Here is a 19,236-nt window from a genome sequence, read left to right on the forward strand (position 1 = left end):
TCATGACGCAGGCAGTCGTGGGTGCGACCGGGCGGGCCCCGGCTCCCGGTCGCGCCCGCGCCGGTGGGGCGTCGAGCCGCCGCCGGCGCCAGGGATGGGTCGCGTGGGGCTTCGCCCTGCCGTTCGTCGCGGTCTTCGCGGTGTTCATGGTCGTGCCGATCGTGGGCTCGTTCGCCATGTCGTTCACCGACTTCACGGCGCGCGACATCCGCTCTCCGTTCGCGGTGAACTTCGTGGGACTCGAGCAGTACGCGGGCGTCCTCTCGGACCCCGTCTTCCTCACGTCGCTGGGGGTGACCGCGACGTTCGTCCTCGTCGGCATCCCGGTGACCATGGCGGTCGCGCTCGCTCTCGCCCTCGCATTGAATGCGAGCACGGGTCGCTTCGTCTCGGTGCTCCGCGTCGGCTTCTACGCGCCGGTCGTGACGAGCATCGTGGCCGTGGCCGTGGTCTGGCGCTACATCCTGCAGCCCGAGGGGCTGCTCAACTCCGCGCTCGCGATCATCGGCATCCAGGGCCCCGACTGGCTCAACGACACACGCACCGCCCTTCCCTCGCTCATCGCGATGGCGGTCTGGCGCAATGTGGGCACGCTCATGGTGATCTTCCTCGCGGGGCTCCAGGCCATCCCCACCGACGTCAAGGAGGCCGCCCTCATGGACGGCGCCTCGTCGTGGCGGCGTCTGACCTCGGTGACGCTTCCGCTGCTGCGCCCGACCCTGCTCCTGGGGGCGGTGCTCATCTCGGTCGGGTTCCTGCAGTTCTTCGAGGAGGCCTTCGTGATGACGCAGGGCGGCCCGCTCAATTCCACCCTCTCGGTGGCCTATTACACGTTCAAGCAGTTCGGTTTCGGACAGTACGGCACGGCCTCGGCCGCGAGCTACCTGCTGTTCCTCGCGATCGCCCTGCTCAGCCTGGTGCAGTTCCGCGTTCTGCGCGCCAAGGATTGAGGGAGGATGCCATGACACTCACGTCTCCCGCGGCTCCGGCCGCCGTCGTCGAAGCACCCGAGCCGCCGAGGCGCCGCCGCGCTGAGAGGCGCGTCACCCCCGGGCGCGCGCTCACCTACACGGTGCTGCTCGTCGGCCTGCTCGTCTGGATCCTGCCCTTCGCGTGGATGCTGCTGGGTTCGGTCAAGACGCAGCGCGAGATCCTGCAGCGACCGCCGACGTGGTGGCCCGAGCAGTTCACCTGGGACAACTTCGCGACCTGGTTCGGGCAGCTGAACTTCGGGCAGTTCTTCGGCAACAGCGTCCTCGTGGCGCTGGTCACCGTGGCCGGCAACCTCGTGTTCTGCTCGATGGTCGGCTACGCACTGGCGAAGATGGACTTCCCGGGCAAGAAGGCGTTGTTCCTCGTGGTCATGGTGACCCTGATGGTCCCGGGCGTCGTCACCTTCGTGCCCTTGTTCGTGATGGTGTCGTCTCTCGGCCTCGTCGACAGCTACGCGGCGCTGATCCTGCCCTTCGTCACCACCCCGCTGGGCGTCTTCCTCATGCGGCAGTTCATGCTCGGCATCCCGGATCCCTTGCTCGAGGCCGCGCGCATCGACGGCGCGGGCGAGCTGCGGATCTTCGCCCGTATCGTCATGCCCCTGTGCGGGCCGCCGCTGGCCACCCTCGGGATCCTGACCTTCCTCGCCTCGTGGAACAACTTCCTCTGGCCGCTGGTGGCGGCCCAGACCGAGGCGAAGTACACCCTCCCTGTCGCGCTGTCGCTGTACTCGACGGGTCAGAACGCCACCGATTACGGCCTGCTGCTGGCGGGGTCGGTGCTGGTCATCGCGCCGATCATCCTGCTGTTCGTCTTCCTGCAGCGCTACTTCATCCAGGGCATCGCCTCGACCGGTCTCAAGTGATCCGGGGCCGCGCGCCCCTCCCGTGAGACCCGAGCCCTCGAAAGGACCCCATGACCTCCCCCCGTTTCCTCACCGCGCCCGACGGAACGCGTTTCCGCGACCTCAACCACAACGGCGTGATGGACCCCTACGAGAATCCGCGGCTCGGCGTCGAGGAACGCGTCGACGACCTGCTCGGTCGCCTCAGCCTCGAGGAGAAGGCGGGGCTGATGTTCCAGACCGTCATCGAGGTCGGCGACGACGGCGAAGTGCTTGAGACGCCCGGCAAGATCTCGAAGTCCCCGACGACCACGGTGGTCGTGCACAAGATGATGAACCACTTCAACGTGCACGCGATCCGCACCGCCCGACAGGCGGCGATCTGGAACAACAACCTCCAGGCGCTCGCCGAGACGACGCCCCACGGCATCCCGGTCACCATCAGTACCGACCCGCGACACGCTTTCGTCGAGAACACGGGCGTGGCCTTCTCGGCCGGTCCCTTCTCGCAGTGGCCCGAGGGGCTGGGGCTCGCTGCTCTCGACGACGTCGACACCGTGCGCGAGTTCGCCGAGGTCGCGCGCCGGGAGTACGTCGCCGTGGGCATCCGCGCCGCGCTGCATCCGCAGATCGATCTCGCCACAGAGCCGCGATGGGGTCGTCAGGCTCAGACCCTGGGGCAGGATGCCGAGCGGGTCACGGCCTTCACCGCGGCGTACCTGCAGGGCTTCCAGGGGGACGAGCTCGGGCGCGACAGTGTCGCCTGCACGACGAAGCACTTCCCGGGCGGCGGTCCGCAGCTCGGTGGTGAGGATGCGCACTTCCCGTACGGCCGCGAGCAGGTGTACCCGGGCGGGATGTTCGACTACCACCTCGAACCGTTCCGCGAGGCCATCCGCCGGGGGACCGCCGCGATGATGCCGTACTACGGCATGCCGGTCGGACTCGACGTCGACGGCGAGCGGATCGAAGAGGTCGGCTTCGGCTACAACCGTCAGATCGTCACGGGCCTGCTGCGCGAGAAGCTCGGCTATGACGGCGTCGTGGTCACCGACTGGGAGCTCGTCAACGACAACCACGTGGGCGATCAGGTGTTGCCCGCCCGCGCGTGGGGTGTCGAGCACCTGACCGCGATCGAGCGCATGGAGAAGATCCTCGATGCCGGGAGCGACCAGTTCGGCGGAGAGGAATGCGTCGATATGCTGCTCGATCTCGTGCGCTCAGGCCGAGTGAGCGAGGAGCGCATCGACGAGTCGGTGCGGCGCCTGCTGCGGGTGAAGTTCCAGCTCGGGCTGTTCGACGACCCGTACGTCGACGTCGACGAGGCCGAACGCATCGTCGGAAACGCCGAGTTCCGAGCCCTCGGTGAGCGGGCGCAGGCCCGGTCGCTGACCGTGCTCGTGAACGAGGAGCGTGACGGCCGCCCCGTCCTTCCGCTCGAGCCCGTGGGCACCGTGTACGTGGAGGGCTTCCGCCCCGACGAGGTCACCGAACTGGGTCGCACGGTCACCGACCCCGCTGAGGCCGATCTCGCCCTGGTGCGCATCGGCGCCCCGTTCGACCCGCGCGACGACCTCTTCCTCGAGGCGTGGTTTCACCAGGGCTCTCTCGAGTTCGCGCCCGGACTGGTGTACCGCCTGAACCAGATCGCGGCGTCCTGCCCCCTGGTGATCGTCGTCAACCTCGACCGGCCCGCGATCCTCACACCGTTCGTGGGTCATGCCGCGGCCATCGTCGCCGATTACGGCAGCTCGTCGACGGCTGTGCTCGACGCGCTCACCGGTCGTGTGGCTCCCCGCGGTCGCCTGCCGATCGAGATCCCCCGGTCGATGGATGCCGTGCGTTCCTCCCGCGAGGATGTACCGTCGGACACCGGCGATCCCGTCTTCCCCGTTCACCACGGGCTCGACCTGGCGGGCGCGATGGCGACGGTGTCGCAGAGGGGCTAGGGCCGATCCGATGGCGGAGGAGCAGGCGACGCGGCGGCCGACGGTGTACGACGTCGCTCAAGAGGCGAACGTCTCGATCGCGTCGGTGTCGTTCGCGTTCCGGCGCCCCGACAAGCTCAGCGAGGCCACGCGCCAGCGCGTGCTCGACGCGGCGCGGCGATTGGGATACGCACCCAGCGGTGCCGCGCGCGGTCTCGCGCGCGGGCGCACCGGCATCCTCGGCCTGCACGCCTTCGACCTCCTTCTCGAGCGCGCGGACCCGCTCGCGCAGCCACTGAGCGGCATGCAGTCGCCGGCGCTCGACACCGGGGGAGTGATCCCCTGGGACCAGACCGACGACGACGTGTTGTCGGACCCGCGGGCGTTCCCGCTCTACGTCGACGAGGTGCAGCGCGGTTTCGAGCTGGAGTGCTGGGCTCTCGGCCGACCGGTGATGCTCAGCAGCGGATCGGATGCCGATGTCTCGGTGGCCGACACCGTCGGCCGCGTCGACGGGTTGGCGATCTTCCCCTCGCCGCAAACCGCGCCGACTCTCGCGCGGCACACGCCGAGCATCCCGATCGTGCTCTTCAGTGCCGCCCCGGCCGACGACCGTCACCACCGGGTGCGCGTCGACAACTCCCTCGGCATGCGTTCGCTCGTCGCTCACCTGGTCGAGGAGCACGCGGCGACGGACCTGGCCTTCGTGGGGCGCCTCGAGGCGGAGGACGCCGTCGAGCGACGCGACGCGATGAGCGCGGAGCTGGAGGCCCGCGGCATCCGTCCCCGCCCCGATTCCGTCGATGCCACCGTGCGCGGCGAGGATGAGCTCGTCCCGCAAGTGCGGGCGCTCTTGGCGGAGGGCCGGATGCCGCAGGCGTTCGTCTGTGCGACCGACCAGAACGCCTTCACCCTGCTCGACGTGCTCGCCGCCGAGGGGGTGCGTGTGCCGCACGACGTGATCGTCACCGGCTTCGACGGCACGCTGGGCTCCCGCCTGACCACGCCTGCGCTGACGACCGTCCGCCAGCCGATGGAGGCGATGGGTCGCGCCGCCGCGCGCATCCTGGCGGGCTCCGCCGGTTCGCCGCCGGCGGGCGGGGCCTTCGACGTGGTGTTCGAGCCCCGCGTGCTCGTGCGGGCGAGCTGCGGCTGCTGACCGGTCTCTCGGACACCCGGCCCCGCACGGCAGGGGTCAGGCCGCGTTCCACCGCAGCCGCGGCGCCCCGAGTCCTGACCGCAGGACGGCCGCATCGGCCACCGGGAACGTCGTGACGATGAGCCCGTCGACCGCGTAGGCGAGAGCGGTGGTGCCGTCGGGGAGCGCGTCGCCGAGGGCGATGCGGGTCGAGCGGCCCTCGACGACCTCGTCGATCGCGTCGGGGCGGGAGAGGAGGAATTCCGCGGCCGCGGTGACCCGAGAGAGCAGGGTGTCCGGCCCGGCCCAGGGCGAGAACGCCCCGCGGGAGAGACCGCAGGCGAGGGCGAGGTCGTCGGTGAGCCACCGCTCGCGCTTGAGACCGTACGGGGTCGGTGTGGTCGACAGCAGGTAGCCGTAGACGTGCAGCAGGCCGGCGTTGCCCACCGGCCAGGCGGCCTCGAGCCCGGCCCGCGCGTGCAGCTCGTCGAACAGTGCCCGGGGGAGCACCGCCGCTCCGACGTTCTCGTCGACGATCGTCGAGCGGCCCCACGCGGCGAATCGGCCGGCGGCGGCGTCGTCGGCGAGCGACGCCGCGAGCCAGGGGAGTGAGGCGATCGCCGCCGAGGGGTGCTCGGCCGCGAGGACGGCGGCGACGTCGAGGGCGGCGGTGGAGGTCACGGTTCCCACGCTAAGCGGGCTCCGGGGGCGCACAGCCGCCGTTCATCCAGCGTTTACACGACGTGGACATCCCGTCCACATTTGGCGTGCACCATGGACGCAACGTCCACGACAGGAGTTCCCCCGTGCCCCGCCCCGTCCTCATCTTCGACTTCGACGGTACCGTCGCCGTCGGCGACGGCCCACTGCTGGCCTACGCCCGCGCGGTCGCCGCCCACACGGCATCCGCCGACGCCTTCGTCTCTGCCGTCTCGGCCCACCTCGCCGCGCCGACCGCCGACGTCATCGACGGGTACGACGCCGTTCGCCGCCTCGCCCTCGACGCCGGGGTCGACGACGACGCCCTGGCCGCGGCGTACACCCTCAGCCGCACGCAGCTCGGTAGCGCAGACGCGCCGGTGTCGACCGCGGCGGGGCTGGCGGAGTTCCTGGCGCAGGTGGATGCCGAGCGACTCCTCGTCACGAACGCTCCCGCCACCCGTCTCGACGCCGCCCTGTCCGGAATCGGACTGGCCGGCCTGTTCGACCGCGTGATCACCGACGCCGCCAAGCCCGCCGGACTCGACGCCCTGCTCGACAGCCTCGGCGAGGGCGTGCCGGTGCTCACGGTCGGCGATGTCTGGCGCAACGACCTCGCCCCCGCCCACGCCCGTGGTCTCGACACGGCGCTCGTCGGCGGCTACGTCGATGCCGCCGCCACCCCCACCTTCCGTGCCGACACCCTCGACGAGCTGCTGCCCGCGCTCGCCGCGTGGGTCGACGCCGCCCACGTCGACGCTCCCCCCGCCGCACACCTCCCGTCCCACGCCTGAATCCCACCCGAACCGCAGAGGAATCATGAACACTCGTCGCTCCCGTCTCGTCGCGGCCTTCGCCACCGCCGCTCTCGCCTCGATCGCCCTGGCCGGCTGCTCCGGTGCCGCCGGCGCCGACTCGGCCGCCCCCGCCGCCGACCCGAGCTCCCTCGTGCTCGCGCTGGTTCCTTCGCAGGACCAGGCCAACCTCGTCGACACCGCGAAGCCCCTCACCGACATGCTCACCGAGAAGCTCGGCATCCCGGTCACGGGCGTCGTGTCGAAGGACTACCAGGCCGCCGTCGAGGCGATGGGCGCGGGCCAGGCGCAGATCGGCTTCCTGCCTTCGCTGCAGCTGTGGCAGGCGAACGACCGCTACGGCGCCTCGGTCCTGCTGCAGACCGAGCGCAACGGCAACATCACCTACCCGGGCCAGTTCATGACGAACGACCCCGACAAGTACTGCGGCACCCCCGTCGTCGAGCGCGACGGCATGTCGTTCTGCAACGGCGCCGACGCGCTGCAGGGCCCCGCGGGTCTCGACAGCATCACCAAGATCGCCGGTGCCAAGGTCGCCGTGCTCGGACCCGGCTCGCCCGCGGGGTACATCTACCCGATGCTCGCGCTGAAGGAGGCCGGCGTCGACATCGACAGCGGCTTCCAGAAGGTACCGGTCACGGCCAACGACGCGTCCGTCCTGGCGGTCTACAACGGCGACGCCGAGGTCGGCTTCAGCTTCTGGGACGCCCGCACGCTCGTGAAGAAGGACAAGCCCGACGTGGGCCAGAAGGTCGTCGTGTTCGGCCTGACCAACGAGATCCCCAACGACGGTGTGGCCGTCTCGAAGGATCTGTCGCCCGAGCTGCAGAAGAAGATCTCGACGGCGCTCGCCGACTACTCCGCGACCGACGAGGGCTCCGCCGCCCTGAAGGCCGTCTACTCGATCACCAAGCTCGCCCCGGCCGACCCGTCGTCGCTCGACGTCGTCGCGCGCGCCGCCCAGCAGCTCGGACTCCAGTGACGACCGGATCGCTCACCCCGGGCGTCGAGGCTCTCGCCTCGGCGCCCTGGGGCATCCGTCTCGCCGGGGTCTCGGTGCGCTACCCCAACGGCACGGTGGGACTGAAGAACGTCACCCTCGACATCGCGCCCGGCGAGCTCGTCGCCGTGGTGGGACTGTCGGGCTCGGGCAAGTCGACCCTCATCCGCACCATCAACGGCCTGGTGCCCGCGACCTCCGGTGTCGTCGAGGTCGGCGGCCGACGCGTCGACAACGCCTCGGGGCGTCGCCTGCGCGAACTCCGCGGCCACATCGGCATGGTGTTCCAGAGCTTCAACCTCGCCGGCCGCACCACAGTGCTCAACAACGTGCTGGTCGGTCGCCTCGCGCACACCCCGCTCTGGCGCACGCTGTTCGGTGCGTACCGTGACGCGGATCGCCGGCTCGCCTTCGAGGCTCTCGACCGGGTCGGGCTGCTGCCGAAGGTCTGGGACCGCGCATCGGCGCTCTCGGGAGGCCAGCAGCAGCGCGTCGCGATCGCCCGCGCGCTCACTCAGCAACCGCGTATCGTCCTCGCCGACGAGCCGGTCGCGAGCCTCGACCCGCCGACCGCCCGCGGGGTGATGGACGACCTGCGCCGCATCAACGTCGACCTCGGCATCACCGTGCTGGTCAACCTGCACCTGCTGGATCTCGCCCGCGAGTACGGCACGCGCATGATCGGCATGCGCGCCGGAGAGGTCGTCTACGACGGCCCCGCGGCATCCGCCACCGATGCCGATTTCGCGCAGATCTACGGACGCTCGGTGACCGCGGCCGACAGGCTCGAGCGATGACCGTGCTCACCGTTCCGCCTCGTCCGAAGGGGCGATGGATGCCGTGGACCGCCGCGGGCGTCGTCGTCGCGGTGACCGTGTTCATGTGCCTGCCGGTGGTCGGGGTGGGCCTCGACGTCGGTGCGATCGCGCGCAACTGGCAGCAGGGTGCGCTGCGGGTGGGCGAACTGCTCACCCCGGACTGGTCGTTCTTCCCGCGCACGGTCGGTCCGATCCTCGAGACGCTGCAAATGGCGGTCATCGGCACCGCGGTCGGGGCGGCGATCTCTCTGCCGGTGAGCTTCTGGGCGGCCCGGCCGACGAACCCGTTCACTCCGACGCGGGCGCTGGTGCGCGGCATCCTGAACGTGATCCGCGCCGTGCCCGAGCTCGTCTACGCGGCGGTCCTCGTCGCGATGGTCGGGGTGGGCGCCCTCCCGGGCATCCTGGCGCTCGTGCTGTTCAACGTCGGCATCATCGTCAAGCTCGTGTCGGAGTCGATCGACGCCACCGACGCCGGCCCCCTCGAGGCCGGTCGTGCCGCCGGGGCGACCCAGACGCAGATCAACCGCGCGATCGCTCTGCCCGACACCTGGCCCGCGTTCGTCTCGCAGACGCTCTACGTCTTCGAGCTCAACGTCCGCGCCTCGACCGTGCTCGGCCTCGTGGGGGCCGGCGGCATCGGGCTGCTGATCGATGCCGTGCGCACCTTCTACCGCTACGACCAGCTGTCGCTCGTCATCGTCGAGATCCTCGTGATCGTCGTCGTGCTCGACACCGTCAGCGACGCGATCCGCCGGAGGCTCGTATGACCACCCTCGCCCCCTCGCGGCCCGTGAGCCTCGCGCTGCCGCCGCGCCGTCGGAAGCCCCTGCGCACCCTGTCGTGGGTCGTCGTCACGGTCGTCGTCATCGCCGCCTTCTGGTCGGCCGACATCACCTGGTCGCGGCTCGGGGAGCTCCCCGCCGAGATCGTGCGTTACCTCGGCCTGATGTTCCTCTCGCCCGCGTGGGAGAAGCTGCCCGAGGCGCTCTGGCAGACCTGGCGCAGCGTCGAGATGGCGTGGATCGGCACCGTGCTCGGCATCCTGATCGCGACCCCGCTCTCGCTCGTCGCCGCGCGCGGCTTCGGCCCGGCGCCCGTGCGCGTCGTCCTGCGCTTCGTCTTCTCGCTGGTGCGGGCCGTGCCCGAGCTGGTCTTCGCGATCATCATCCTCTCGGTCACCGGTCTGACCCCGCTGACCGGGGCGCTCGCTCTCGCGATCGGGGGGATCGGCACCCTCGGCAAGTGGGGCTACGAGGCGGTCGAGAACGTCGCCCCCGGCCCCATCGAGGCCGCGCGGGCGGCGGGCGGCTCGACCGCCCAGGTGCTGCGCTGGGGAGTGTGGCCCCAGGCCTCGCCGACGTTCCTGTCGTTCTGGCTGTACCGCTTCGAGATCAACGTGCGCGCCTCGGCCGTGCTCGGCCTGATCGGCGTCGGCGGGATCGGCGACATGCTCACCTCGTACACCCAGTACCGTGAGTGGTCGACGGTCGGCATGCTGTTGATCGTCGTGGTCGTCGTCACCGTCGCGATCGACGCGGTCTCGGGCCGCATCCGCCGCCGCATCATGGAGGGCCAGCGTGTCCGCTGAGATTCCCGTGACCGCCCGCATCGCCGCCGTGCGCAACTCGCTGCAGCCGAGCGAGCGTCGGGTCGCCGACCTCATCGTCGATGATCCGGATGCCGTGATCGAGCTCACCGCGCAGCAGATCGCCGACCGCGTGGGGGTGGGTCGCTCCTCCGTCGTGCGCGCCTGCCAGACCTTCGGCTACCGCGGGTACCCGCAGCTGCGGGTGGCGCTCGCGGCGGAGCGCGGACGCCGCGTGGTGCCCCCGGTCGCCCAGGACGGCGTGCTCGGCGGCATCCGCTCCGCCATCGACCGCATCGCCGACGATCTTCGCGCGGCCACCAGCCTGCTGGACGCCGACGGGGTCGATGCCGCCGTCGACGCGGTCGTGGGGGCCCGTCGCCTGCTGGTGGTGGCGAGTGGGTTGTCGGCTCCGGTCGCAACGGATCTCGCGATGCGCCTGACGGCGGTGGGGCGCCCGGCCGAGACCCTGGGCGATCCGATCGGCCAGCAGATCGCCGCGCGCCACCTCTCGCCCGATGACGTCTGCGTCGTGGTCAGCGGTTCGGGGGCGAACGAGGCGAGCCTGCGCGCGGCCACCGCTGCACGCGCGGCCGGGGCGCGAGTGATCGCCCTGACCTCGTTCGTCGCCTCGCCGCTCACCGAGCGCGCCGACCTGTCGCTGGTCCTCGCGTCGGGCGGGACGTTCCGCGACGAGCTGGAGCACACCTCGCGCATCGCGCACGCGGTCTTCGCGGAGGCGTTCGTCGACGCCGTGGCCCGCGCCCGCGCGGGCGATGCCGACCTCGCCCGCGAGCGCGTGCTCGAGATCCTCTCCGACAACCTCGGCGACGCCGGCTGACACCCGCTTCCGCGTCACGGCGGTGCGGTCGCCCCGTCGTGCGGATCGGGCGGGCGACGCGCGGGCCCGGGGGTGCCGGCATCCGGCGTATCGGGCGTCAGCTCCGTACGACGGAGCCCGCGCTACTCGGCCAGCCGCAGCGCCGCCCACAGCTCGGCGCGCGCGGAGAACGACGACAGGTCGCGATCGAGCACGCGCTCGGCCTGGGCGACCCGGGCGCGCACGGTGTGGCGATGGATGCCGAGGGCCTGCGCGGTCGCCTCGTGCGAGCAGTCGTGGGCGAGCCAGGCGTCCAACGTCTCGAGCAACGCGGACCCCTGCGCCTCGTCGTAGGTCCGCAGCGGAACCAGGGCACCCGCGGCGACGGTGCGCGCCGCCTCGGATCCGAGGGCGGCCAGAAGACCCGCGCGCGCGGTGTCGGCGAAGTCGGCGACGCCGGGAGTGGCGAGCCGGTCGCGCGCGGTGCGCGCCTGGGTCAGGGCGGCCGAGAAGGCGTCGTAGCCGGTGGGCGCCGAGCACCCGACGACGATCTCGAACCGGTCGGCGACCTCGGCCAGCGCGTCGCGGGCTGCGGCGGGAACGACGATGACGAGCCCGTCGTCACCGCGACCGAAGAACATCTCGCCGCGACGCTCCTGCGCGCGCAGCTCGAGCCACTCGGTGAGGGCGGTGGAACGAGTGGATGCCGCGGGCGTCACCGCCACCACGACGGGGGCGGTCGGCAGCGGGCCGAACAGATCGCGGCCCGCGCGTCGGGCCAGCGCGGGATCGTCGGTCGCGAGCGAGTGCACGAGACCGGCGCGGAAGGTGCCGATGGCCCGGCCGAGCCCGTCCTGCTGCTCGAGGGCGAGGGCGGCCATCGCGACCACGGCGGTCACGACGCTGCGCGCCTCGTGGTCGAGGTCGTCGGCCGCGAGCGCGAGCACGCCGCGGAGGTGCCCGCCGCGGCCCAGGGTCTGCAGGCTCACCGAGGTGTCGTTCGGGCGCACGGTGGATGCCGCGCGCGTGCCGCGGCGGAGCATCGTCGTGACCTCGGCGGCGACGACGTCGAGGGCGGGCGCGCCGAGTCCACCCGCCGGGTGCTCGGTGCTCAGGGTGCCGGCCGCGTCGAAGAGGCCGACCCAGCAGTCCAGCTGTCGAGACAGTTCGGCGAGCGTCGCCGAGAGGCCGTCGGGGCGCAGGGCTGCGAGCGAGACCGCGCGCTGCGCCGCGAGAGACCAACTGCGCCGAGCGTAGGACTCCGCGGCGATCGCCTCGGCACCGGCGCGGGCCACGGCGATGAAGGGGGTGCGGTAGGGAACTTCGAACAACGGCACGCCCGCGGCGAGGCAGGCCGCGGCGAGGCCCACCGGGATGCCGTCGCGTACGACCTCGGTGCCGAAACCCAGGGCTCGAACGCCCCGGGCGAGCAGCCGCGACACGTACGCGGTGTAGTCGTCCGTGTCGGCGAACTGCGTCCCCGTCGTCAGCAGGACGAGCCCCTCGCTGAGGAACGGGGTGGGGTCGACGAGGTCGCTGGAGTGCACCCACCGAACGGGGCGATCGATGCTCCCGGCCGGGAGTTCGTCCTCGCCGGCGACGAGGCGCAGTCGCAGGTCACGGCGCGCGAGGAGGGCGCGCAGACTCGGCGGCGCGACGGCAGTGTCGACCATGTCAGCTCCTGTACGACTCGTATATGACAGTGCCTGCGACTGTACAGGGGGGAGAGTGCGCGGCGCGTCGCGGCGTCCGTAGCATCGCCGGCATGAGCCTCGACACCCTTCCCCTCGTCGGCGGTCCGACCCTTCCGCAGGAGCGCCGCCTCGTCACCGCCATCCCCGGCCCGCGCTCGCAGGAGCTGCTCGAGCGCAAGGCCGCCGCCGTGGCATCCGGAGTCGGCCACACCGTGCCGATCCAGGCCGTCGCCGCCGGTGGGGGAGTCGTCGTCGACGCCGACGGTAACTCGCTCATCGACCTCGGCTCGGGCATCGCCGTGACCAGCGTCGGCAACGCCCACCCCGCGGTCGTGAAGGCCGTGCAGGATCAGGTGGCGGCGTTCACCCACACCTGCTTCATGATCTCGCCGTACGACTCGTACGTCTCCGTCGCCGAGGCGCTCAACCGCCTCACCCCCGGCGACCACGCCAAGAAGAGCGCGCTGTTCAACTCCGGCGCCGAGGCGGTCGAGAACGCCGTCAAGATCGCCCGCAAGTTCACCGGTCGTCAGGCCGTCGTCGCGTTCGACCACGCCTATCACGGCCGCACCAACCTCACGATGGCGCTGACGGCCAAGAACATGCCGTACAAGAGCGGCTTCGGCCCCTTCGCCGCCGAGGTCTACCGCGCTCCGCTGTCGTACCCGTTCCGTGACGGACTCTCGGGACCGGATGCCGCGGCCAAGGCCATCTCGCTGATCGAGAAGCAGGTCGGCGCCGAGAACCTCGCCGCTGTCATCATCGAGCCCATTCAGGGTGAGGGCGGTTTCATCGTCCCCGCCGACGGCTTCCTCAACGCGATCGTCGACTGGTGCCGTGACAACGGCGTCGTCTTCATCGCCGACGAGGTGCAGTCGGGCTTCGCCCGCACCGGCGCGATGTTCGCCAGCGAGCACTTCGGCATTGTGCCCGACCTGGTCACCACGGCCAAGGGCATCGCCGGCGGTCTGCCGCTCGCGGCGGTCACGGGCCGCGCCGAGATCATGGACGCCACGCACACCGGCGGCCTCGGCGGCACCTACGGCGGAAACCCGATCGCCTGCGCCGCCGCCCTGGCCTCGATCGACGCCTTCGAGAACGAAGGGTTCGTCGAGCGCGCCCGCGAGATCGGCGAGCTGCTGCTCGGCCGCCTGCGCGAGATGCAGCAGAGCGACCCGCGCATCGGCGACGTCCGCGGCCACGGCGCGATGATCGCCGCCGAATTCGTCGACCCCGCGACCGGTGCGCCGGACGCGGCCCTCACCTCCGCGGTGGCCAAGGCCGCCATCGGCGAGGGCGTGATCGTGCTCACCTGCGGCACCTACGGCAACGTCATCCGGTTCCTGCCGCCGCTGTCGATCGGCGACGACCTGCTGACCGAGGGTCTCGACGTCGTCGCCGCGGCCCTGGCCCACAGCTGACAGCCGTCCCGACGGCGGCGGAAGACCCGAGAGCCCGCCGCCGTCGGGGCCACTCCGAGTTCGCACAGACGCACGACAAGTAAGGACGCTTTCATGGACGAGATCACCCGCGACGTGGTCGTCATCGGAGCCGGCGCCGCCGGCCTCACCGCCGCAAACGACCTGCGCAAGGCCGGCCTCTCGGTCGTCGTGCTCGAGGCTCGCGACCGCGTCGGCGGTCGCCTCTGGACCGACGTCATCGACGGCGCCATGCTCGAGCTCGGCGGCCAGTGGGTCTCGCCCGACCAGCAGGCCCTCATCGACACCGCCGCCGACCTCGGCCTGCCCCTGTACAGCCGCTACCGCGAGGGCGACAGCGTGTACGTCGGTCCCGACGGTGAGGCGAAGCGGTTCACGGGCGAGATGTTCCCGGTCGCGCCCGAGACCGAGAAGGTCATCGACGAGGTCACCGCGCGCCTCGACGCCATGGTCGCCGAGATCGACCCCGACCGGCCGTGGGCGCACCCCCGAGCCGCGGAGTGGGATGCGATCTCGTGGGACGCGTGGCTCCGCCAGCAGACCGACGACGACGAGGCGATCCGCAACCTCGCGTTCGCCACGGGCTCGGCGATGCTCACCAAGCCCACGCACACGTTCTCGCTGCTGCAGTCGCTGCACATGGCGGCATCCGCGGGCTCGTACTCGAACCTCGTCGACGCCGACTTCATCCTCGACAAGCGCGTGGTCGGCGGTCTCCAGCAGGTGCCCGAGATGCTCGCCGAGCGTCTGGGCGACGACGTCATCGTCAACCAGCCGGTGCGCCGCATCGTCTGGGGTGCCGAGGCGCCGACGCCCGCTCGCTCCGCCGACAGCGCGACGGGGCAGCGGGTCGACGACCTGCGCGCCCTGACCGCGCGCGTCGACGCGGCGAAGTCCTCGACCGACGGCGTCACCGTGATCGCCGACGGCGCGACGGTCCGCGCGCGCTTCGCGATCCTCGCCCTCGCGCCGGTGCTGTACTCGCGCATCTCGTTCGAGCCCCCGCTGCCGCGCCTGCAGCACCAGATGCACCAGCACATCTCCATGGGCTTCGTCATCAAGGTGCACGCCGTCTACGAGACGCCGTTCTGGCGCGAGAAGGGCCTGTCGGGCACCGCCTTCAGCCCCTACGAGCTCGCCCACGAGGCCTACGACAACACCAACCACGGCGACGAGCGCGGAACCCTCGTGGGCTTCGTCTCGGACCACAACGCCGACGACCTGTTCCGGCTCAGCGCCGAGGAGCGCCGCGAGCGCATCCTCGAGTCGCTGTCGCACTACTACGGCCCCGAAGCGAAGAACCCCGTCGTCTACTACGAGAGCGACTGGGGCACCGAGGAGTGGACCCGCGGGGCGTACGCCGCGAGCTTCGACATGGGCGGTCTGCACCGCTACGGTGCCGACCTCCGCGAGCCCGTCGGCGCGATCCACCTCGCGTGCAGCGACATGGCCGGTGCCGGGTTCCAGCACGTCGACGGCGCCATCCGTCAGGGCCGCCGCGCCGCCGCCGAGATCCTCGAGCGGACGCGCGGATGACCGCGCGCCGCGTGGTCGTCGGATACACCGCGACCGACGCCGGTGCCGACGCGCTCGCGCTCGGGGCGCGTCTGGGCGCGGCCCTCGACGCCCCCGTGCACGCAGTGGTCGTGCTTCCCTCCGCCGAGAACAACGTCTCGATCCCGACCGATGCCGGCTACGAGCGGCTCGTGCAGGACACCGCCCGCGGCTGGTTGCGCGAGGCCGTGGCACCGTACCCCGGCATTCGCGGTCACGTCCGCTTCGCGCAGGCGGTGTCGGACGGTCTCGTCGCCGCCGCCGAGGAGTTCGACGCCGGCGTGATTGTCGTCGGTACCGGCGGGGGAGGGCCGCGCGGTCGACACCGCCTCGGCACCACCGCCGAAGAGCTCGTGCATTCAGCGCCCGTCCCGGTCGCCCTCGCCCCCGAGGGCGCGCGCGACGTCGACCCGGGTGTGGGGCTCCCGCGCATCACCGCCGCGATCGGCACGCGCCCCGGGGCGGACGTCCTGCTCGAGACGGCGGCATCCGTCTCCCGCCGGGCGAAGGCACTGCTGCGACTCCTCTCGCTCGCGGGCGTCGATCTTCCGGGGCGCGTCGACGCGTCGCTGACCCGGCTGACCGGTCAGGCCCACGCCGAGAGCGTGCTGGAGTCGGTCCGCGCCGCCCTCCCCGCCGAGATCGAGGCCGAGGCCCTGGTCGGAGCCGGATCCGACATCGAGGACGCGGTCTCTCGCATCGACTGGATGCCGGGCGAAGTCGCCCTGGTCGGCTCGAGCCGTCTCGCGCAACCGCGTCGCCTCTTCCTCGGTTCCACCGCCGGGCGCATCCTGCGCGCCCTTCCCGTCCCCATGATCGTGGTGCCCCGCACCTCGGAGGCTTCCTCATGACCACCCCTCGCAACGACGCGAGCCCCGCACCCGACAGCGCCGTCACCACCGGCATCTCCAACAAGGGACTCCGCGTCGGCTCGATCGGCATGATCGGCGCCGTCGTCATCGGCGTCTCGACCATCGCGCCCGCCTACACGCTCACCGGAGCGCTCGGCCCGACCGTCTCGGCGGTCGGCTTCCAGGTGCCGGCGATCATCCTCGTCGGGTTCATCCCGATGCTGCTGGTGGCCCTCGGCTATCGAGAACTGAATTCGCGGATGCCGGATGCCGGCACCTCCTTCACCTGGGCGGCTCGAGCCTTCGGCCCCTGGGTCGGGTGGATGGCCGGGTGGGGCCTGATCGCCGCCACGGTCATCGTGCTGTCGAACCTGGCCGGCATCGCCGTCGACTTCCTGTTCCTGCTGATCGCACAGGTCACGGGCAACCCCGAGATCGCCGAGCTCACGCGGGTCGTCCCGATCAACATCGCGGTGTGCCTGCTGTTCATGCTGCTGGCGACGATCGTGTCGTACCGCGACCTGCAGACCACGCAGCGTCTGCAGTACGGTCTCGTCGGCTTCCAGATCGTCGTGCTGCTCGTCTTCGCCGGCGCCGCGGTCGTCGAGATGATGAACGGCAACGCGTTCGATGCGAGCCCGGTGCAGCTGTCGTGGTTCAACCCCTTCGAGGTCGACTCGTTCAGCGCGTTCGCCGCCGGGCTCTCGCTGTCGATCTTCATCTTCTGGGGATGGGACGTCATCCTCACCATGAACGAAGAGACGAAGGACCCCGACAAGACGCCCGGTCGGGCCGCCACCGTGACGGTGTTCCTCATCGTGGCGCTGTACCTGCTGATCGCCGTCGCGCTGCTGATGTTCGCCGGCAACGGCACGGGGGAGCTGGGCCTGGGCAACGAGGACATCCAGGAGAACGTCTTCTTCCACCTGTCGGGGCCGATTCTCGGGCCGCTCGCGTTCCTCGTCTCGCTCGCGGTGCTCACCAGCTCGGCATCCTCGCTGCAGGCGACCTTCGTGGGCCCGGCGCGCACGCTTCTGGCCATGGCGCACTACGACGCTCTTCCCAAAAAGTTCGCCAAGGTCAGCCCGCGCTTCTTCACCCCCGGCTACGCCACCATCGTCTCGGCGATCGTCGCCTCGGTGTTCTACGCGGTCATGCGCGTGCTCAGCGAGAACGTGCTGACCGACACGATCACGGCCCTCGGCGCGATGATCTGCTTCTACTACGGGCTCACCGCGTTCGCGTGCGTCTGGTACTTCCGCAAGCAGTGGTTCGACTCGGTGCGCAACGTCCTCCTGACGCTGCTCGCGCCCCTCGTGGGCGGCGTGATCCTCGCGGTGCTGTTCGTGACCACCCTCATCGACAGTGCCAGCCCCGACTACGGCTCGGGCTCGGAGATCGGCGGTGTGGGTCTCGTGTTCGTGATCACGGTCGTCATCATCGTCGCGGGCCTCGTCCTCATGGTCGCGCAGCGCATCGCCAGCCCCGGCTTCTTCCGGGGTGAGACCCTGGGTCGCGAAGCGCCCGCCAGCGCCCGCCGCCGCCGCATCACGTCCTGACAACGAAACGAAAAGGAGCACCATGAGCGACTACGCCGTCGTCAATCCCGCCACCGGTGAGACCCTCGCCGAGTACGACACGCTGAGCGATTCCGGGGTCGAAGAGGCCATCGCCTCCGCCCACGACGGATACCGCGTCTGGTCGCGCACCGCCCCGGCCGAGCGCGCCGAGGCCCTGCGCCGCGTCGCTCAGTTGCACCGTGATCGGCGTGACGATCTCGCCGCGATCATCGTGCGCGAGATGGGCAAGCCGCTCGAGGCCGCCCTCGGCGAGGTCGACTTCGCCGCCGACATCACCGAGTACTACGCCGACAACATCGACAAGATCACGGGCGACAGCCCTCTCGAGATCCTGGGCGCGGGCACCGCGGTCATCCGCCGGTCGCCGCTGGGCGTGCTGCTCGGCATCATGCCGTGGAACTTCCCGTACTACCAGGTTGCCCGGTTCGCCGCCCCGAACCTCGCGGTCGGCAACACCATCCTCCTCAAGCACGCGCCGCAGTGCCCGGAGTCGGCCGAGGCGCTCCAGGCGATCTACCGCGACGCCGGGCTCCCCGAGGGCGCGTACGTGAACATCCGCGCGACCAACGACCAGGCGGCGACCATCATCGCCGACCGTCGCGTCCAGGGCGTCTCGGTCACCGGTTCCGAGCGCGCGGGTGCGGCGGTCGCCGAGATCGCGGGCCGCAACCTCAAGAAGGTCGCGCTCGAGCTCGGCGGGTCCGACCCCTTCATCCTGCTGTCGACGGATGATCTGGATGCCGCTGTGCAGTCGGCCGTCGACGCGCGCCTCGACAACAACGGGCAGTCGTGCAACGGCGCCAAGCGGTTCCTCGTGATCGACGAGCTCTACGACGCCTTCCTCGAGAAGTTCACGGCGGCGCTGGGCGAGGCGAAGGTCGGCGACCCCTTCGCCGACGACACCGTGCTCGGCCCTCTGTCGTCTCTCGCGGCGGCTGAGCGCCTCGACGAGCAGGTGCAGCGCGCGGTGGCCCAGGGGGCGACCGTGGAGGTCGGCGGAACCCGCGACGGCGCCTTCTTCCCTGGGACCGTCCTCACCGGCGTCACGAGCGAGATGGACGCGTACGGCGAAGAGTTCTTCGGGCCCGTCGGTACCGTCTACCGCGTCTCGAGCGAGGACGAGGCGGTCGATCTCGCTAACGACACCGGATACGGCCTCGGCTCGTACGTCTTCACGACGGATGCCGAGCAGGCTCAGCGCATCGCGGATCGCATCGAGGCCGGCATGGTCTACGTCAACGTGGTCCTCGCCGACTCGCCCGAGCTGCCGTTCGGCGGGGTCAAGCGCAGCGGCACCTCGCGCGAGATGGGTCTGCTGGCGGCCGACGAGTTCGTCAACAAGAAGCTCATCCGCACGGCGTGATTCCCGGGCGTCTCCCGACACGGTCCTTCGTGTCGGGAGACGCCGACTCTCCTACGCGCGGTGTCCCTCGAGTGGCCTCGGTTCGCCAGCCCGGAGGACATGACATAGACTG

Annotated in this window: 17 protein-coding genes; 15 read left to right on the plus strand and 2 right to left on the minus strand. The window is 71.0% G+C overall.

Annotated features, from left to right (window positions below; all coding sequences use genetic code 11):
- Positions 1–2 precede the first annotated feature (2 nt).
- Genes BLS25_RS10380 through BLS25_RS10395 form a run of 4 tightly spaced genes read left to right on the plus strand, consistent with a single transcriptional unit; the run spans position 3 to position 4,924 of the window.
- Positions 3–950: a carbohydrate ABC transporter permease gene (locus BLS25_RS10380; protein ID WP_074695523.1), complete on the plus strand. Its 948-nt coding sequence runs from the start codon at positions 3–5 to the stop codon at positions 948–950.
- An 11-nt stretch (positions 951–961) separates the two neighbouring features.
- Positions 962–1,858 (plus strand): carbohydrate ABC transporter permease, encoded by an 897-nt coding sequence (locus tag BLS25_RS10385; protein ID WP_074695525.1) that lies wholly within the window; start codon positions 962–964, stop codon positions 1,856–1,858.
- A 50-nt stretch (positions 1,859–1,908) separates the two neighbouring features.
- The gene (locus BLS25_RS10390; RefSeq protein WP_074695527.1) at positions 1,909–3,786 is read left to right on the plus strand and encodes a glycoside hydrolase family 3 protein; all 1,878 of its coding nucleotides are present in this window, start codon (positions 1,909–1,911) and stop codon (positions 3,784–3,786) included.
- Between the two features lie 10 nt (positions 3,787–3,796).
- On the plus strand, positions 3,797–4,924 hold the full coding sequence (locus BLS25_RS10395; RefSeq protein ID WP_074695529.1) for a LacI family DNA-binding transcriptional regulator: 1,128 nt from the start codon (positions 3,797–3,799) through the stop codon (positions 4,922–4,924).
- Positions 4,925–4,960: 36 nt separating this feature from the next.
- Here the strand turns inward: BLS25_RS10395 and BLS25_RS10400 are convergent, their stop codons facing one another.
- Positions 4,961–5,584, minus strand: coding sequence for an amino acid deaminase (locus BLS25_RS10400; RefSeq protein ID WP_256335573.1), 624 nt, complete (start codon positions 5,582–5,584; stop codon positions 4,961–4,963).
- A 125-nt stretch (positions 5,585–5,709) separates the two neighbouring features.
- Here BLS25_RS10400 and BLS25_RS10405 point away from each other — a divergent pair, with 125 nt between their 5' ends.
- Genes BLS25_RS10405 through BLS25_RS10430 form a run of 6 tightly spaced genes read left to right on the plus strand, consistent with a single transcriptional unit; the run spans position 5,710 to position 10,664 of the window.
- Positions 5,710–6,396 carry an HAD family hydrolase gene (locus tag BLS25_RS10405; RefSeq protein WP_074695533.1) on the plus strand — a complete coding sequence of 229 codons (687 nt, stop codon included), beginning with the start codon at positions 5,710–5,712 and terminating at the stop codon, positions 6,394–6,396.
- Positions 6,397–6,421: 25 nt separating this feature from the next.
- A complete protein-coding gene (locus BLS25_RS10410; RefSeq protein ID WP_074695535.1) occupies positions 6,422–7,399 on the plus strand; it encodes a phosphate/phosphite/phosphonate ABC transporter substrate-binding protein in 978 nt (325 codons plus the stop codon).
- Positions 7,396–8,214 (plus strand): phosphonate ABC transporter ATP-binding protein, encoded by an 819-nt coding sequence (phnC, locus tag BLS25_RS10415; RefSeq protein ID WP_081349777.1) that lies wholly within the window; start codon positions 7,396–7,398, stop codon positions 8,212–8,214. The genes BLS25_RS10410 and phnC overlap by 4 nt, the downstream gene beginning before the upstream one ends.
- On the plus strand, positions 8,211–9,005 hold the full coding sequence (gene phnE, locus BLS25_RS10420; protein WP_056230394.1) for a phosphonate ABC transporter, permease protein PhnE: 795 nt from the start codon (positions 8,211–8,213) through the stop codon (positions 9,003–9,005). The genes phnC and phnE (BLS25_RS10420) overlap by 4 nt, the downstream gene beginning before the upstream one ends.
- The gene (phnE, locus tag BLS25_RS10425; protein ID WP_074695537.1) at positions 9,002–9,826 is read left to right on the plus strand and encodes a phosphonate ABC transporter, permease protein PhnE; all 825 of its coding nucleotides are present in this window, start codon (positions 9,002–9,004) and stop codon (positions 9,824–9,826) included. Before phnE (BLS25_RS10420) ends, phnE (BLS25_RS10425) begins: the two co-directional genes overlap by 4 nt.
- Complete coding sequence (locus tag BLS25_RS10430) at positions 9,816–10,664, plus strand: MurR/RpiR family transcriptional regulator (protein WP_056230390.1); 849 nt, start codon at positions 9,816–9,818, stop codon at positions 10,662–10,664. Before phnE (BLS25_RS10425) ends, BLS25_RS10430 begins: the two co-directional genes overlap by 11 nt.
- Before the next feature lie 122 nt (positions 10,665–10,786).
- On the opposite strand, the gene BLS25_RS10435 is transcribed toward BLS25_RS10430, so the two are convergent.
- Positions 10,787–12,316 carry a PucR family transcriptional regulator gene (locus BLS25_RS10435; protein WP_056230387.1) on the minus strand — a complete coding sequence of 510 codons (1,530 nt, stop codon included), beginning with the start codon at positions 12,314–12,316 and terminating at the stop codon, positions 10,787–10,789.
- Positions 12,317–12,408: 92 nt separating this feature from the next.
- Here BLS25_RS10435 and gabT point away from each other — a divergent pair, with 92 nt between their 5' ends.
- From gabT to BLS25_RS10460, 5 genes are all read left to right on the plus strand, one after another.
- Positions 12,409–13,758 carry a 4-aminobutyrate--2-oxoglutarate transaminase gene (gene gabT, locus BLS25_RS10440; RefSeq protein WP_176786350.1) on the plus strand — a complete coding sequence of 450 codons (1,350 nt, stop codon included), beginning with the start codon at positions 12,409–12,411 and terminating at the stop codon, positions 13,756–13,758.
- 93 nt (positions 13,759–13,851) lie between these two features.
- Positions 13,852–15,312 (plus strand): flavin monoamine oxidase family protein, encoded by a 1,461-nt coding sequence (locus BLS25_RS10445; RefSeq protein WP_074695541.1) that lies wholly within the window; start codon positions 13,852–13,854, stop codon positions 15,310–15,312.
- The gene (locus BLS25_RS10450) at positions 15,309–16,181 is read left to right on the plus strand and encodes a universal stress protein (RefSeq protein ID WP_074695543.1); all 873 of its coding nucleotides are present in this window, start codon (positions 15,309–15,311) and stop codon (positions 16,179–16,181) included. Before BLS25_RS10445 ends, BLS25_RS10450 begins: the two co-directional genes overlap by 4 nt.
- Positions 16,178–17,740 carry an APC family permease gene (locus tag BLS25_RS10455; RefSeq protein WP_074695545.1) on the plus strand — a complete coding sequence of 521 codons (1,563 nt, stop codon included), beginning with the start codon at positions 16,178–16,180 and terminating at the stop codon, positions 17,738–17,740. Before BLS25_RS10450 ends, BLS25_RS10455 begins: the two co-directional genes overlap by 4 nt.
- Before the next feature lie 22 nt (positions 17,741–17,762).
- Positions 17,763–19,124, plus strand: coding sequence for an NAD-dependent succinate-semialdehyde dehydrogenase (locus BLS25_RS10460; protein ID WP_074695547.1), 1,362 nt, complete (start codon positions 17,763–17,765; stop codon positions 19,122–19,124).
- Positions 19,125–19,236: the final 112 nt, after the last annotated feature.

The sequence above is a fragment of the Microbacterium testaceum StLB037 genome (assembly GCF_900104345.1).
Classification (GTDB): Bacteria; Actinomycetota; Actinomycetes; order Actinomycetales; family Microbacteriaceae; genus Microbacterium; species Microbacterium testaceum_A.

Coding starts and splice junctions, on each gene's coding strand:
- phnE (WP_074695537.1), top strand. CDS start 9,002: ATGACCACCCTCGCCCCCTCGCGGCCCGTGAGCCTCGCGCTGCCGCCG.
- BLS25_RS10455 (WP_074695545.1), top strand. CDS start 16,178: ATGACCACCCCTCGCAACGACGCGAGCCCCGCACCCGACAGCGCCGTC.
- BLS25_RS10445 (WP_074695541.1), top strand. CDS start 13,852: ATGGACGAGATCACCCGCGACGTGGTCGTCATCGGAGCCGGCGCCGCC.
- BLS25_RS10380 (WP_074695523.1), top strand. CDS start 3: ATGACGCAGGCAGTCGTGGGTGCGACCGGGCGGGCCCCGGCTCCCGGT.
- BLS25_RS10460 (WP_074695547.1), top strand. CDS start 17,763: ATGAGCGACTACGCCGTCGTCAATCCCGCCACCGGTGAGACCCTCGCC.
- BLS25_RS10395 (WP_074695529.1), top strand. CDS start 3,797: ATGGCGGAGGAGCAGGCGACGCGGCGGCCGACGGTGTACGACGTCGCT.
- BLS25_RS10385 (WP_074695525.1), top strand. CDS start 962: ATGACACTCACGTCTCCCGCGGCTCCGGCCGCCGTCGTCGAAGCACCC.
- BLS25_RS10390 (WP_074695527.1), top strand. CDS start 1,909: ATGACCTCCCCCCGTTTCCTCACCGCGCCCGACGGAACGCGTTTCCGC.
- BLS25_RS10450 (WP_074695543.1), top strand. CDS start 15,309: ATGACCGCGCGCCGCGTGGTCGTCGGATACACCGCGACCGACGCCGGT.
- BLS25_RS10410 (WP_074695535.1), top strand. CDS start 6,422: ATGAACACTCGTCGCTCCCGTCTCGTCGCGGCCTTCGCCACCGCCGCT.
- gabT (WP_176786350.1), top strand. CDS start 12,409: ATGAGCCTCGACACCCTTCCCCTCGTCGGCGGTCCGACCCTTCCGCAG.
- phnE (WP_056230394.1), top strand. CDS start 8,211: ATGACCGTGCTCACCGTTCCGCCTCGTCCGAAGGGGCGATGGATGCCG.
- BLS25_RS10435 (WP_056230387.1), bottom strand. CDS start 12,316: ATGGTCGACACTGCCGTCGCGCCGCCGAGTCTGCGCGCCCTCCTCGCG.